The 13,645-nt window shown below is 63.3% G+C and carries 19 protein-coding genes and 1 tRNA gene; 10 read left to right on the top strand and 10 right to left on the bottom strand.

Going from position 1 to position 13,645, the window contains the following annotated elements:
• Positions 1 to 33 precede the first annotated feature (33 nt).
• Together FFS49_RS18635 and FFS49_RS18630 are read right to left on the bottom strand one after the other, a co-directional pair.
• A complete protein-coding gene (locus FFS49_RS18635; protein WP_089495406.1) occupies positions 34 to 528 on the bottom strand; it encodes a hypothetical protein in 495 nt (164 codons plus the stop codon).
• The gene (locus FFS49_RS18630; RefSeq protein ID WP_046196936.1) at positions 525 to 1,076 is read right to left on the bottom strand and encodes a hypothetical protein; all 552 of its coding nucleotides are present in this window, start codon (positions 1,074 to 1,076) and stop codon (positions 525 to 527) included. Before FFS49_RS18630 ends, FFS49_RS18635 begins: the two co-directional genes overlap by 4 nt.
• Before the next feature lie 288 nt (positions 1,077 to 1,364).
• Between FFS49_RS18630 and FFS49_RS18625 the strand changes: the two genes are divergently transcribed.
• The 3 genes from FFS49_RS18625 (at position 1,365) to FFS49_RS18615 (ending at position 3,708) form a co-directional block, all read left to right on the top strand.
• Positions 1,365 to 1,574: a hypothetical protein gene (locus FFS49_RS18625; RefSeq protein ID WP_071334817.1), complete on the top strand. Its 210-nt coding sequence runs from the start codon at positions 1,365 to 1,367 to the stop codon at positions 1,572 to 1,574.
• A 138-nt stretch (positions 1,575 to 1,712) separates the two neighbouring features.
• Positions 1,713 to 3,134, top strand: coding sequence for an alpha,alpha-trehalose-phosphate synthase (UDP-forming) (gene otsA / locus FFS49_RS18620; protein ID WP_039368502.1), 1,422 nt, complete (start codon positions 1,713 to 1,715; stop codon positions 3,132 to 3,134).
• Positions 3,127 to 3,708 (top strand): AAA family ATPase, encoded by a 582-nt coding sequence (locus FFS49_RS18615; protein ID WP_046546262.1) that lies wholly within the window; start codon positions 3,127 to 3,129, stop codon positions 3,706 to 3,708. Before otsA ends, FFS49_RS18615 begins: the two co-directional genes overlap by 8 nt.
• A 31-nt stretch (positions 3,709 to 3,739) precedes the next feature.
• Here the strand turns inward: FFS49_RS18615 and FFS49_RS18610 are convergent, their stop codons facing one another.
• On the bottom strand, positions 3,740 to 5,107 hold the full coding sequence (locus FFS49_RS18610) for an MFS transporter (RefSeq protein WP_071334815.1): 1,368 nt from the start codon (positions 5,105 to 5,107) through the stop codon (positions 3,740 to 3,742).
• A 159-nt stretch (positions 5,108 to 5,266) separates the two neighbouring features.
• A complete protein-coding gene (locus tag FFS49_RS18605) occupies positions 5,267 to 5,647 on the bottom strand; it encodes a DUF5594 family protein (protein WP_039368496.1) in 381 nt (126 codons plus the stop codon).
• 117 nt (positions 5,648 to 5,764) lie between these two features.
• Here FFS49_RS18605 and FFS49_RS18600 point away from each other — a divergent pair, with 117 nt between their 5' ends.
• Entirely contained in the window at positions 5,765 to 6,166 is a 402-nt protein-coding gene (locus FFS49_RS18600; RefSeq protein WP_071334814.1) for a hypothetical protein, read from the top strand.
• Between the two features lie 180 nt (positions 6,167 to 6,346).
• Here the strand turns inward: FFS49_RS18600 and FFS49_RS18595 are convergent, their stop codons facing one another.
• Entirely contained in the window at positions 6,347 to 6,661 is a 315-nt protein-coding gene (locus FFS49_RS18595; protein ID WP_105815026.1) for a hypothetical protein, read from the bottom strand.
• A 144-nt stretch (positions 6,662 to 6,805) separates the two neighbouring features.
• On the opposite strand from FFS49_RS18595, the gene eco reads away from it, so the two are divergent.
• Positions 6,806 to 7,306, top strand: coding sequence for a serine protease inhibitor ecotin (gene eco / locus FFS49_RS18590; RefSeq protein ID WP_071334813.1), 501 nt, complete (start codon positions 6,806 to 6,808; stop codon positions 7,304 to 7,306).
• 36 nt (positions 7,307 to 7,342) lie between these two features.
• Here eco and FFS49_RS18585 read toward each other — a convergent pair whose 3' ends face one another.
• On the bottom strand, positions 7,343 to 7,966 hold the full coding sequence (locus tag FFS49_RS18585) for a TetR/AcrR family transcriptional regulator (protein ID WP_105815025.1): 624 nt from the start codon (positions 7,964 to 7,966) through the stop codon (positions 7,343 to 7,345).
• A 115-nt stretch (positions 7,967 to 8,081) separates the two neighbouring features.
• Between FFS49_RS18585 and FFS49_RS18580 the strand changes: the two genes are divergently transcribed.
• Positions 8,082 to 8,822 (top strand): SDR family NAD(P)-dependent oxidoreductase, encoded by a 741-nt coding sequence (locus FFS49_RS18580; protein ID WP_105815024.1) that lies wholly within the window; start codon positions 8,082 to 8,084, stop codon positions 8,820 to 8,822.
• A 54-nt stretch (positions 8,823 to 8,876) separates the two neighbouring features.
• Here FFS49_RS18580 and FFS49_RS18575 read toward each other — a convergent pair whose 3' ends face one another.
• Both FFS49_RS18575 and FFS49_RS18570 read right to left on the bottom strand, forming a co-directional pair.
• Entirely contained in the window at positions 8,877 to 9,209 is a 333-nt protein-coding gene (locus FFS49_RS18575) for a hypothetical protein (protein ID WP_039370328.1), read from the bottom strand.
• A 212-nt stretch (positions 9,210 to 9,421) separates the two neighbouring features.
• A tRNA-Met gene (locus FFS49_RS18570) sits at positions 9,422 to 9,498 on the bottom strand.
• 229 nt (positions 9,499 to 9,727) lie between these two features.
• Between FFS49_RS18570 and FFS49_RS18565 the strand changes: the two genes are divergently transcribed.
• Positions 9,728 to 10,063: a hypothetical protein gene (locus tag FFS49_RS18565; protein ID WP_224755799.1), complete on the top strand. Its 336-nt coding sequence runs from the start codon at positions 9,728 to 9,730 to the stop codon at positions 10,061 to 10,063.
• Positions 10,064 to 10,420: 357 nt separating this feature from the next.
• Here the strand turns inward: FFS49_RS18565 and FFS49_RS18560 are convergent, their stop codons facing one another.
• Positions 10,421 to 10,657 carry a hypothetical protein gene (locus FFS49_RS18560; protein WP_069248565.1) on the bottom strand — a complete coding sequence of 79 codons (237 nt, stop codon included), beginning with the start codon at positions 10,655 to 10,657 and terminating at the stop codon, positions 10,421 to 10,423.
• 9 nt (positions 10,658 to 10,666) lie between these two features.
• Positions 10,667 to 11,008, bottom strand: coding sequence for a hypothetical protein (locus FFS49_RS42390; protein ID WP_198113215.1), 342 nt, complete (start codon positions 11,006 to 11,008; stop codon positions 10,667 to 10,669).
• A gap of 1,198 nt (positions 11,009 to 12,206) precedes the next feature.
• Between FFS49_RS42390 and FFS49_RS18550 the strand changes: the two genes are divergently transcribed.
• From FFS49_RS18550 to FFS49_RS18540, 3 genes are all read left to right on the top strand, one after another.
• Entirely contained in the window at positions 12,207 to 12,548 is a 342-nt protein-coding gene (locus FFS49_RS18550) for a hypothetical protein (RefSeq protein WP_137909842.1), read from the top strand.
• Positions 12,549 to 12,610: 62 nt separating this feature from the next.
• The gene (locus tag FFS49_RS18545) at positions 12,611 to 13,318 is read left to right on the top strand and encodes a hypothetical protein (RefSeq protein WP_175918236.1); all 708 of its coding nucleotides are present in this window, start codon (positions 12,611 to 12,613) and stop codon (positions 13,316 to 13,318) included.
• Positions 13,319 to 13,409: 91 nt separating this feature from the next.
• On the top strand, positions 13,410 to 13,645 hold a 236-nt coding region (locus FFS49_RS18540; RefSeq protein ID WP_171026786.1), incomplete at its 3' end, for a helix-turn-helix domain-containing protein.

The raw sequence follows: 13,645 nt of genomic DNA, 5'->3' as shown, positions 1-13,645 counted from the left end.
TGCGCCGCGCGTCATGCGCGGCGTATCGCACGGTTACTGCAGATTCCCCCACCGGTCGACCGCCGGTTCCGCCGACGCCCACTTCCAGTGCGTGCCTTGCTGGCACGCATTCGCGAAATACCAGTCGGCCTTGTCGCCGTCCTTCACCGAGAACGCGAATTCCTTGCAGATCGCGAGCGCCGACGCGTACGCGCGCGTGACGCGGACTTCGCCTTCGCCGTTTTCGAGCGGCAGCGTGTTCTTCACCTTCCACGGCTTCACTTCGCCGACGGCCAGGCTGCCGGCCGTCTTCGCGATCGCGTCCTGCTGGTTCTGATGGAGCTGCTTCATCGTGCGGTTGACGGCTTCGTCGGTCGCGGCCTGCACGGCAATCCCGACACCCACGCCGACCGCCGGGTTCGCGGTGACGAGGCCCGTCGCCGCGCCGGCGAGCGCGCCGCTCGCCGCGCCGACCGACCCGCAGCCCGACAGCGTGGCCGTTGCCGCACACAGCGCGCCGATGGCCGCGATACGGAGCGCGACGCTCATTGCAATGCGCCCCAGCGTTCGGTCGCCGGCTCGGCCGACGCCCATTTCCACACGGGGCCGTCGCGGCAGATCGTGGCGACGTAGAACGCCGATTGCGCCGGCTTGTCGGGCTTCGCGGCCGTATCGACCGCGAACACGATTTCCTTGCAGTCGAGCGGGCCGATGCTGATCATCCGGCTGACCGTCACGCGGCCCTGCTCATCGTCCTCGATCGGGAACGAGTGGTGCGTCGACCACGGCGCGACGCCGCCCACGTCGAGCGGGCCCGCCGCCTTCGCGATCTGTTCCTGGGTGTAACGGTGCGCGACGCGCTGCGAGTACTGGACGCCCGCCCGCGCGCCGGCGACGGCGCCGAGACCGATGCCCGTCGCAACCGCAGCGTTGTTGGTGACCTTGGAGGCGATCGCGGCGCCCGCGATACCGGCGCCGGCTGTCGCGCCCTCGCTGTACAGCGAGTTGCAGCCGGACAGCAGTGCGGCCGTGGCGATCACGGCCAGCACGACGCGCGCCGGCGTGGCCCGGCGCGGCGATTCGAAACGAATGTTCATCCCTGAGTGCAAGTCCTGTCTGGGTGAGCGGCGTCGCATGCACGCCGTCATGCCGCGTCATTGTTTCGCAATTGTCATAGGAAAATTGCAAAGCTTTGACAAATCGCCGTGCGGCAGGCCGCGTGCGCGCGGGCGGCGTCATTGTCGGATGGATGAGCGCCGAGGGGTCGAAACGTTACAAATTGAAGGTAATTGTTACCTTCGGATGCGATCAGGCGACCTAGACTGTTTTGCTATGGAATGTTTCTACGACGGCCTCGAGCCGCGCCGCATATGAGACACCCAGCCATGCGCCGTTCGAAACAGTTGTCACACCGGCCGCCTGACGCGGCGGCCGACCATCCGGAAAACCGGCCGCGTCCGCAGGCCGACGCGCCATCGGCACCGCCTGCGGGCGCGCCGGACGAGACGCCGTCGGACGGCGATCACAACCAGGGTGGCGCTCGCCCGGAAGGGCTCGACTATCAACGCGACCTCGGTCAGGAGCAGGACGCCTGATGCGGTCGTCGCCGCATTCCATCGCCGTATTTCATTGCAATTCTCGGAACTGAGTCGCCGCGCGGCCGCCTTCGGGCCGCCGCGCCTGCTTGGGCGCGCGTCGCGCGCCAGCCAATCGAATCGAGGAGGGGAAATCGCATGAGCAGATTGATCGTGGTATCGAATCGTGTCGCCGCCGGCGAGGATACGCGCCCGAGCGCGGGCGGCCTGGCCGTCGGCGTGATGGACGCACTGAAGGAAACGGGCGGCGTCTGGTTCGGCTGGAACGGCGAGATCGTCGACGCACCCGACACCGAGCCCGCAATCCAGCGGGACGGCAACGTCACCTACGCGACGGTCGGGCTGACCCGGCGCGACTACGACCAGTACTATCGCGGCTTCTCGAATGCGACGCTGTGGCCGGTGTTCCATTACCGCGGCGATCTCGCGCGCTTCGACCGCCAGGAGTACGCGGGCTATCTGCGCGTGAACGCGATGCTCGCGAAACAGCTCGCCGCATTGCTGCGCCCCGACGACCTGATCTGGGTGCACGACTATCACCTGTTGCCGTTCGCGCATTACCTGCGCGAACTCGGCGTGAAGAACCCGATCGGTTTCTTCCTGCACATTCCGTTTCCGTCACCCGACATGCTGCGTCTCGTGCCGCCGCACGAGGAGCTCGTGAAGTTCATGTGCGCTTACGACGTCGCGGGCTTCCAGACCGAGGCCGACAAACAGGCGTTTACCGACTACATCGAGCGGCGCGGGATCGGCGCGGCGAGCGACGACGGGATGCTGCACGCGCATGGCCGCGTCGTGAAGGTCGCCGCCTATCCGATCGGCGTGCATCCCGACGCGATCGCGCAGGCGGCCGTCCAGTACGGCACGCGCAAGCCGGTGAAGATGCTGCGCGAGGCGCTCGACGGCCGCAAGCTGGTGATGAGCGTCGACCGCCTCGATTATTCGAAGGGGCTCGTCGAGCGCTTCCAGTCGTTCGAGCGGATGCTCGCGAACGCGCCGGGCTGGCAGGGGCGCGTGTCGCTCCTGCAGATCGCACCGCCGACGCGGTCCGACGTGAAGACCTATCAGGACATTCGCGAAACGCTCGAAGGCGAGGCCGGCCGCATCAACGGCCGCTTCTCGCAGCTCGACTGGACGCCGATCCAGTACCTGAACCGCAAGTACGAGCGTAACCTGCTGATGGCGTTCTTCCGGATGTCGCAGGTGGGCTACGTGACGCCGCTGCGCGACGGGATGAATCTCGTCGCGAAGGAGTACGTCGCGTCGCAGGATCCGGCCGATCCGGGCGTGCTCGTGCTGTCGGAGTTCGCGGGCGCGGCAGCCGAGCTGACCGGCGCGCTCCTCGTCAATCCGTACGACCTGTCGCAGATGGCCGAGGCGCTCGAGCGCGCGCTGTCGATGCCGCTCGCCGAGCGGCAGGCGCGCCACGAGGAAAACCTCGCACGGCTGCGCGCGAACGACCTGTCGGTCTGGCGCGATACGTTCGTCGCCGATTTGCGCAGTGTCGCGGCGGCCGCGTCGGTCACGCGGCGCGCGGGCCGTCGGGTTGCGCATGCGTGAGTTTGGACCGGCGCCCGGCGTGGAGGACGACGCTACCCGCCGCTTCTTCGTCGTGACCGGTGGCCCGGGGTCGGGCAAGAGCACGTTGCTCGACGCGCTCGAGCGCGCCGGTTTCGCGCGCTCGCAGGAAGCTGGGCGCGGGGTGATCCGCGACCAGATGGCGATCGACGGCCAGGCGTTGCCGTGGCGGGACCCGGCGGCGTTCGCCGAACTGATGCTGAGCTGGGAGATGCGTTCATACGATCTCGCACGCCGCGCGCGCGGGCCCGTGTTCTTCGATCGAGGCGTGCCGGACGTGATCGGCTATCTGCGGCTGACAGGGCTCGCAGTGCCCGCGCATGCGGAAGCTTCGGCTCGCCGTTTCCGCTACCACCGGCGCGTGTTCATCGCGCCGCCGTGGCCGGATATCTATGCGCAGGACACCGAGCGCCGGCAGGATTTCGCCGAAGCCGTGCGCACCTACGACGCGATGGTCGAGTGCTACACGTCATACGGCTATCGGCTGATCGAACTGCCGCGCGAGAGTGTGAAGACGCGCGTGCGGTTCGTACTGGACGCGCTCGACGCGGCATGATGCCCGGCCGCGCATGCGGTGCGCGGCGGCGTCAGGTCGCCGTGTCCGGCTGTGGCGACGTGATGCGCAGCATGCTGACGACCGCGGCCACCGCCGCGAATGCCGCCGCGACATAGAGTGCAATCGTCGGCCCGCGATCGGGCACGAGCCCGAAAATCAATGCGACGAGCGCGGCGCCGAGCGTCTGCCCGGTCAGCCGCGCGGTGCTCAGCATGCCGCCCGCGCCGCCGCTGCGTTCGCGCGGCGCCGACGACAGCATCGCGCGGTTGTTCGGCGACTGGAACAACCCGAAGCCCGCCCCGCACAGCGCCATCCGCCACACGATGTCGACGGTGCCTGGATGCGCGCCGATCGTCGCGAGCGACAGCAGCCCGGCCGCGAACAGCGCGAGCCCGATCCCGCCGAGGATGCCGGCCGAATAGCGATCCGACAGCACGCCCGCGAGCGGCGCGGCGAACACGATCACGAGTGGCCACGGCGTCATGTACAGGCCCGTCTCGACCTGCGAGAAGCCGAGCGAGTTCTGCAGCCAGAACGGCAGCGCGACGAATGCGAGCATCTGCGACGTGAACGACGCCGTCGACGTATAGACCGACAGCGCGAACATCGGGATGCGCATCAGGTCGACCGGCAAGAGCGGCGCCGGCTGCGACAGCTGGCGCTTCACGAAGAAGTAGCCGACGACGAACGCGACGGCCAGCTCGGCCACGACGTACGCATGGGCCTCGCCGTGGCCGAGCCCGTCCACGGCCGTGATCAGCAGCCCGAACACGCACGCGTTCATCAGCGCGCTCGCGAAATCGTACGGCGCATCGTGTAGCGGGTTGGCCGGCAGCGCACGCAGGCTGCCGAATACCGCGGCGATGCCGATCGGTACGTTGACCGCGAACAGCCACGGCCACGAGGCGAACGACAGGATCGCGGACGCGACCGTCGGCCCGATCGCCGACGACAGCGCCACCACCATCGCATTGATCGACAGCCCGCGCCCGAGCATCGACGACGGGTAGATCATCCGCACGAGCGCCGCGTTGACGCTCATGATGCCGGCCGCGCCGAAGCCCTGGATCACGCGCATCACGGCCAGCATCGGCAGCGAGCCGGCGAGCGCGCAGCCGAGCGACGCCGCGGTGAACAGCGCGAGCCCGGCAATGTAGATGCGGCGATAGCCGATGCGCTCGCCGAGCGACGCGAGCGGCAGCAGCGTGATCGTGACCGCGAGCTGGTACGCGTTGACGATCCAGATCGACGCGGCGTCGGATGCGTGCAGGTCGCGCGCGATCGTCGGCAGCGCGACGTTCGCGATGGCGCCGTCGAGCACGGCGAGCGTGATGCCCAGTGCGACGCAGACGATCGCCCAGTAGCGTTGCGGAAGCGGCAGGCCGGTATCGGCGTTCATGGCGGGAGCAGAGGCGTGATTGTCCGCGCGCCCGGTTGCCGGTTGCGTGCGCAACCATGCGCAAGGGTGGAGGCGGCGATGAGCGGCCCGGCCGGCGCAACTGCACCGGAGCGGGGCCGATCGAGTGTATCACCGGGCCGCATCGCGCGACGCCGGCACTCAGCCTTCGAAGTCGAGGCCGCCGAGCCGCACGAGCGGGTCGGCCTGCGTGCGCGACAGGAGATCGATGTCGCGCGCGCTCTGCCATGCACCCAGCTTTTTCGGCAGCGCGGCGAGGTAGTGCTCGAAGCGCTGCGGGCCGTCCGGCTCCATCAGCCGCTCGATTTCGTCGGTGTCCCAGGTGAGCTCGAGGTTCAGCGGATGGTCGAAGCCGCTGACGTGCTCGTGCGGCGCGCTGCGGATCTGCACGCGCGTCGGGTGCCCGTGGCCGCCATACGGGACGACGTCGGTCAGCACGTGTTCGGCGAAGAAGGCGGCGATGGCCTGTGCGATGCGCGGGGCGAATTCGGTATCGAAACGGCGGGCGGTTTCGGGCTGCATGACGGCGTCTCCTGTATGCCGAAAATCGTAGCACGGCGACCGCGTATTTCGATGGGCGTGATGCCGGTAATCGCGCGTTACCACTTGCTGCATCTATTACGGCCGCAAGCCGCCACAATGCATCGCATCCAGTACCACTTCGCGTGGGAGTCCATCATGAAAAAAATTGCCGCAGTGTGTGTCCTTGCCGGTTCGCTTGCCGTGGCAGGCCCGGCGTCCGCGCATGGCCGTGACAGTGGCGCCGTCATCGGCGCCTTGATCGGCGGCGCGGTGCTCGGCGCGATCGTGTCGTCCGCGATGAATCCGCCCGTCGCGTACCAGGCGCCCGCGTACCAGGCGCCGGCCTATCAGCCGCCGACGTATTACCAGGCGCCGGCATACCAGCAGCCTGCGTATCCGACCTATCAGCAGGCGCAGTACCAGGACGACGGCCCGAACTATTGCTACGACCGCTACCAGCGTGCGTATGTGTGCGGCGCTCCCGTGTCGGGTGGCTACGCTCAGCCTGCCGGCTGGTGAGCAGGCTGACCAGCGAAGCGTGAGCGGGCGGCGATGGCGCCGTTCGCTTCACCGCACCGAACGACAAAAGGCCCTCGCTTCGTGCGAGGGCCTTCGTCTTTTGTGCGGTCGTCCGTTTTTTTGCACGACGCGTCGGCCGTCGACGGGCACTACGCGGATACAAACGGTTGCAAATGCGCGTCAGTGACGATGGCCGCCGCCTTCGCCACCATCGTTCCAGTCGCCACCGCGGTGTCCGCCGCCGCGCCCCCAGCCGTTGCCGCGGTTGCCGCGGTCGCCGTCCCAGCGATGGTAGTCGCGCCGGCCGCGATCCCAGTCGCGCCCGCCGCCACCGCCCCAGATATTGACCGTGCCGTACACGGGCGATGGCGCGTACGCGTAGCCTGGATCGGAATAGTAGGGCTGCCCGTAACCGTAGCCGTATCCGGCGTCCGGGGCGACGACGCAGCCGGCCAGCAAGGTCGCGACGCCGGCGGCAGCAATGAGCTTCAGCATGATGTTCTCCTTGGTTCCCGTATAAGTACCGCGCAAGGGGATTGCCAGCTGTTTGCAATTGTGTCGTCAAATTACGGCGCCGTAAGGTCATGCGACGGAAGTGTTAGCATCCGGAGCTCATTTTGTTTTTCCAGGAGTACATCGATGAAATTCGCGATCCGGGCCGCACTGGCCGCCTTCTGCGTGACGACAGCCGCCGCCTGCGTGGCGGGGCCCGCTTCCGCGCCCGCCGTGACGGCCGAGTCGATCAAGATGTTTCCGCAGGCAGCGGCCGGCCAGCAGCGCGTCGTGATCGCGCTGCCCGCGCTCGAGAACGAAGGCGATGCGCGCGTCGAACTGATGATCGGCAAGACGCTGCAGACCGACTGCAACCAGCAATGGTTCGGCGGCGAGCTGACTGCCGAGGACGTGAAGGGCTGGGGCTATACGTACTACCAGCTCACCGACGTGAAGGGTCCGGCATCGACGCTGATGGCATGCCCGGGCCAGGCGCCGCAACAACGGTTCGTGCAGGTGCGCGGCGACGGCCAGCTGCTGCGCTACAACAGCCGCCTGCCGCTCGTCGTCTATGTGCCGGAAGGCTTCGAGGTGCGCTATCGCGTGTGGCATGCGTCGAAGGACGTGCAACACGCGGCGAAGCAGTAACGTTGCGGCGCGGCCGCGCGTGGCGGCGTCCTGCCGCTACGCGCCGCTCGCGCCATTCATGCCGACGAGCGCTGGCCACGCGGCCAGCGCGGCTTGCGCGACGGTCTCCAGATCGCGACGGCTCGCACCGTCGCGTGCCTGGATCGACATCCCCTGCTGGACCGTGACGTAGTACCGCGCGATTGCGTCGAGGTTCGCTTGCGCGGCGATCTCGCCGGTCGCGACCCCTTGCCTGAGGCGCTCGCGCAGGTTCTCCACCGTGCGCTCGCGCATCGCGATCAGCGTTTGCCGGACCGTATCGGAACGCTCGGCCGGATGCAGTGCGGACAGCACGATCAGGCAGCCGGCCGGCTTCGACCGCCGCGTGAACACACGGGCGGTATCCATCAGGTAGCTCCGTACGGCGTCGTGCGCGCTGCCGGCCTGTTCTACGCCCCCCCAGATTTCCCGTCCTTCCGTTGCGCTGTAATGCTCGAGCGCCAGCCGGAACAACGCTTCCTTGCTGCCGAACGCCGCATACAGGCTCGGCGACGCGATGCCCATCGCGGCCGTCAGGTCGGCCATCGACGCGCCTTCGTAGCCGAGGCGCCAGAACACCTCCATTGCGCGATCCAGCGCCGCTTCCTTGTCGAAGCTTCTCGGTCGGCCCCGTTCAGCCATTGCGTCCGTCCCTTCGTCGATTTCTGTATCGATCGATAAATTAAATCAATTGACTGTGTCGCGCAACTTGCCACATTCTGTGTCGGTCGTTACATAAATAAGGAAAGGAACCGACATGAACCGACTTCAGGGCAAGCGTGCACTCATCACGGGCGGCAGCCGCGGCATCGGTGCGGCGATCGCGAAACGGCTGGCGGCCGATGGCGCGGACGTCGCGATTACCTATGAGAAATCGGCGGAGCGGGCGCAGGCCGTCGTCGCCGGCATCGAGGCTCTGGGCCGTCGCGCCGTTGCGATCCAGGCCGACAGCGCCGATCCGGTGGCCGTACGCGACGCGGTCGATCGTGCGGCGGAGGCGTTCGGCGGCCTCGACATTCTCGTCAACAACGCGGGGATTTTCCGGGCCGGCGCGCTGGACGACCTCACGCTCGACGATATCGACGCGACGCTGAACGTGAACGTGCGTGCGGTGATCGTCGCGTCGCAGGCGGCGGCGCGGCATCTCGGAGAGGGCGGGCGCATCGTGTCGACCGGGAGTTGCCTTGCCACGCGCGTGCCCGATGCGGGGATGAGCCTCTATGCGGCGAGCAAGGCCGCGCTGATCGGCTGGACGCAGGGGCTCGCGCGCGATCTCGGTTCGCGCGGCATCACGGTCAATATCGTGCATCCGGGGTCGACGGATACCGACATGAACCCGGCCGACGGCGAACACGCCGGTGCGCAGCGTTCGCGGATGGCGATCCCGCAGTACGGCAAGGCCGACGACGTCGCGGCGCTCGTCGCGTTCGTCGTCGGGCCGGAAGGGCGGTCGATCAATGGCACCGGGTTGACGATCGATGGTGGTGCGAACGCGTGAGTGCGTGAATGCCGACGCCCGGCGTGATTTTTCGACCGGGCGGTGTTGCGTTCGTTATCGGCAGCCGAGCCGGTGATGTTCGGTTTCGAGATCGGCGCGCTTGTCGTAAGCGCGCAGTTCGTTGCGTGGCTTGCCGTCCGGGCCCATCCCGCGCACGATCTTCTGGCCGCGGTCGGGGGCGTGCTTGACGGCGTCGATCCCGGCGGTCAGTTCACGGCAGTGTGAATCGGGCGAGGGGGGGGCCGCGTGCGGCGCTGCTGCGTTCGTGATGTTGGCGATGCCAGGGCTGACGTAGCGCTGCTTCGCGGGGGCGGTGAGGGTGTCGGCGGCGTTTGCCGAGCCGGTCATGGCTGAAAGCGCGGCGAGTGCCGCGATCGCTCGAATCATTGCGGGAGTCCGGATGCTGAAGAAGGTTCGGAATTCTACGCAATGGGTGGCGCGGGGCCGCGGCGATCGGGCGGGATGCGATCGTGTGTCGCAGGGGGCGTCGGAGGCTGAATGTTCGTCGCTCGGGATGTGATGCTGGCAGGCTTCGAGCACGCAGTAGTGCGTGCGCAAAGCAAGAAGCCCGCTTGCTTTCGCAGAGCGGGCTTCGGTATTGGTTGCGGGGGTAGGATTTGAACCTACGACCTTCGGGTTATGAGCCCGACGAGCTGCCAGACTGCTCCACCCCGCGGCGCGAAGTGTACTAGGGCTGATGTGGAGAGTCAATCGATTGGTGATTTGCGGCGAATGGAAGCCGTAGCTCACCGGCAGGCTCGGCACGCTTCGAGAAGGGTGAACTGCCCACGAAAGCCCAAACTTGGCCGATCGACAATGGTCGGTAGATCGTCAACAATCACGGATCGCTCACCACGCCGTGACGAGCCAGTGTTTGAATGAGAAAAATAACGGAGTAAGTTCGAATGAGTTTTCACACCCAGGTTTGGGTTCATCCGTTCGATGGCGAGCCGTTGAATGTTGCCAGTGTCCGCGAGGAACTCTTGAAGTTTCTTGACGAATATTCGCTAAGCCACGACGTATTGACCAACCTCACCGAAGCATGTGGTTCGGCTCTCCCAACTTCAACTCTGTTCTATCTGAACAGCATGGCGATCGTCATGCTGTTCGACAAATTGGCTTCATGCCTACCGAATGCGTCGTTCGCAGTAAAGGGCTCTGGCGAGGATCACCGCGATATATGGGTGCGAGAGTATGCCGACGGAGTGGCCACCTTCGAAGCCGGGCCGTTCGACGAGTAAGTTGGCGGCAGATCCAGGATCTTCGCGCCCCGCCCGTTGCCGGCGATGTGGCGGAAACGGCGAGTTGGCGCGGCCTGTTGATGCGATATCTGCACGTCTGTGAGAGGCATTGCTGGCATCTGCCGATAAGGACGCATATCTCGCGCGTATTGTCGATCCGCTTGTTGATCGCTATATGACTGCACTGGATACGATCAACAATCGCAAGTACAGCTCGGAGGCCATTCCAAAAAATGGGCGGTCGGCGCAGTGTTGGGGTATTGAGCTAGTGAAGAACTGAATTGCGATCGACTCAATATGCAAGACTGATTGCATGGCGCTTGCCGGGTGTGGCAGGCGCCATGCGGGCATTCCGTTTCAGTCCCGATTCGCCTCGATGATCTGTTCGAGTGCATTGGCATCGTCGGTTGGTTCTTCGGTGCCTCGAAAAACACAAACCTCGGTGTGCCCGTCTCGGAAAACGTCTACTTCGACCCTCATCCCAACTACAGTAACCGAGACCAACACCGTATCGGGTCGATTGCGGCTTAGGGTGTAATGAATTTTCGCGGAGTCAAGTCGGTCGAGCAGATCAAACAGTGTATTGGTGGTCATATCGGGCGCCTATTTCTTGAATCGATTATCGTTGAGCAGCTTGAGCGCCTTACGCGCCTCTTTGATACCGTCGCTCGCGTCGCCTTGAATCTCGTTGAGCGTCGAATTCAAATACTGCCCCGGAAACTCACGCAGCACCGAGCCCTTGCACTCGGCTTTGATGATGTCGCAGGCCATCATATCGCCTCGGTCGATCCCTGCAACTTGAACTGCGTCGCCCAACGTGTCCGCTGAATAATTGAACGGCGACGCATCACTGAGTGAGGTTGCGTCAGTGAAATCCGCGCCTCCTGAGAATTCAGCGGCGCCACCAGCGCCGCCAATTCCGACAACGCTTTGCAGGTAGCTCATCAGTTCGCCAGCCGATACGTCGCTAGGCGTGGCCCAAGACGGCAGCGGCTTATCCATCGGTAGCCCGGCCGACGCCGGCACACTGGCTAACCTATTAGCCTTTGGGAAAGGCGGAGTCGAGGGCGTGCCTCCAGCCGCTCCGCCACGGGCCGTTGGACGGTCAATTGATACGAACACTCTCCCGTCCTCTATAGCGGACCTGAGCGCGGCTACGGGATCGCCGGAGAGTGACCCCGCTAGTCCCAATTCTCGGAGATAGCCAACGGCCCCTGTCATCAGCCCCGAATACTTCGGCCAATGGAGCATCAATTCTGAGACGGCCGCCCGCTGCTCCGCAGATCGACTTACTCCACCGTTGTTAGACAACTTGGCTCGCTTCCCAGACCCCATATCGATAGTCACTGACGCCATACGGCTCGCTCCCCGATTCCGATCGGCATACATCATACGATACCGGGAGGGGCGGCCCTTTTGGCTTGTGGAACATGAGATGAGACGAAGTAATTCGCTATGGCGCCAAATTGACGCCAAATCCGGCGAAGAGGCTAGTCGCGTAAGGCCGGGATGGGGTATTGCTGGCCCGACAGAATCCATATCTCTAGGCTGAGTGGGCGCTTTGAGCGTTACCGATGCGTAGATACCAACATAAATACCAACCGGCAACAGCGCATAGGCCGAAGGAGCGATGTACACAATTTCGTCGGCCGCCGGAAGCAAAACATTCTGGAGAGTTGGAGATAAATACCTTACTTCGCCTGTCATCCTTGTCTGGCAAGGCTTTGGCTGTCTCCAAATCTATCTCCAGAATCTATGTTTTTTTGGAGATAATGTTGGAGAAGGGCGATGGACGGGGAGCGTAGGTTCGGCTCATCTTGCTAGCTATGCCACCATCTGGAACATTGCGCGCAAAGATCCCCGTGCGCCCCGGCCTTCCCGGCCGTGCTGCATATCTCGGATGCGCGGGCACACAACGATTGGAGGTTCCTGGATGCCAGTTTCAACCCATTGGAAGGCTGCTTCTCGGCACATCCGGACTTATGCCTCGATAGCATGGGCACTGCAGTGCATTTGGGTGCAAGTGTGTCTGAATTACTGATTGCGGTTGTGTGAGTATTGGGTCACTGATGGCGGGGATGGATCATCTGGTGATTTTTGATTTTTGTTAGACTTGGATTTTAATATAACAAGGGGTGAATTCATGAGCGGAGTTTCAGCATTTTCTAACGAAATTTCTCTGTATGATGACGAAGACGAAGGGCTACGGATCGAGTGTTCTGAAAAATTCGTTGAGCGCATTAAGCGGGGTCTTGCTTCAGGCGGACTACAATCATCCGCTATGCGCACCCAAATTGCAGGGACATCGAATATTCATGATTGGGTTGAGTTCGACGTCTTGAACGGGGACTTTGAAGCAATGAAGCTGGCGGTTATCGCATGTTTGCAACAAGCGGGCGTCACGATTAAAGAGGAGTCGTTCTCTTCGCCGGGCGAGAAGCATGTTCGTCTAGATCTCACAAATGTCAGTGTGTTCGACAAATAAATTGTAATCGGCGCTTCAAGTAGACGGGCGCTACACGCTAAATTGTAAAAATATAACGAGCCATGGCAACTCCACAACCTGATTCGATAGGGAAAAGCTGCTTTGCAATTATGCCTATCGCAGACGCCGACGGTTATCCGCAGGGGCATTTTAAGCATGTTTATGACGACATTGTGGCTCCTGCATGCGCGCTCGCAGGCTATAGGGCAGTGCGTGCCGATGAAGTAAAGGCGTCGAACCTTATTCATCTTGATATTCTCAAGAAACTCATAGAGGCGCCGGTAGCGATCTGTGATTTGAGTACTAGAAATCCGAATGTTCTTTTTGAGCTAGGTATTAGGCAGGCATTTGATAAGCCAGTCGTTTTGCTTCAGGAGAAGGGGACGCCAAGAATATTCGATATCGCTCCGCTTCGCTATCTTGAATACTCGAAGGAGATGAGGTATCACGAGGTGTTGAAGACACAGGAGGAGTTGAGTGAGGCGATTGTGGCGACTGTCGCAGCTGATTCTGAAGCGGGAAATGTTAACTCGATCGTGAAATTACTCGCTTTAGATAGCGCTGCACGTATCCCTGAACTTAAAGATGGGAAGGAGTTTTTTGCCATTGAATTGATGCAGGCGGAAGTGAGGGAGTTAAGGAAGATGGTCGAGATCTCGTTGCACGAGGGACGACGTCCAGTGCGAAGAGCATCTTTCGCCACTATTGAGTTCGAAAGGATGACCTCGGCGCTCGATAAAATAAACGTGTTGATGTCCGGGCAGAACTGACCCACTAGAGCTGGAAATTTTCATCGAATTTTGACCCACGTGATTGAATGCTCTGCTCAATCTTTGAGCAGGGGATACAAAGGTGATCACGGTGGGTATATTGGCCAAGATCAGGCGGATGTATTTCCGCGAGAAGGTCCCGTTGCGCGAGATTGCGCGGCGTACGGGCCTGTCCCGAAACACGGTGCGCCGCTGGCTGCGGCAGACTGATGCCGTCGAGCCGAAGTATCCGAAGCGCGTCAGCCCGAGCGTCATCGACGACTGGGCCGCACAGCTGACAGGTTGGCTGCGTGCCGACAGTCATCGCCCGAAGCGTGACCGGCGCAC

Source organism: Burkholderia sp. 4NA327C6, assembly GCF_005502655.1.
Classification (GTDB): Bacteria; Pseudomonadota; Gammaproteobacteria; order Burkholderiales; family Burkholderiaceae; genus Burkholderia; species Burkholderia contaminans.
This window is presented reverse-complemented; position numbering and strand designations above follow the sequence as displayed.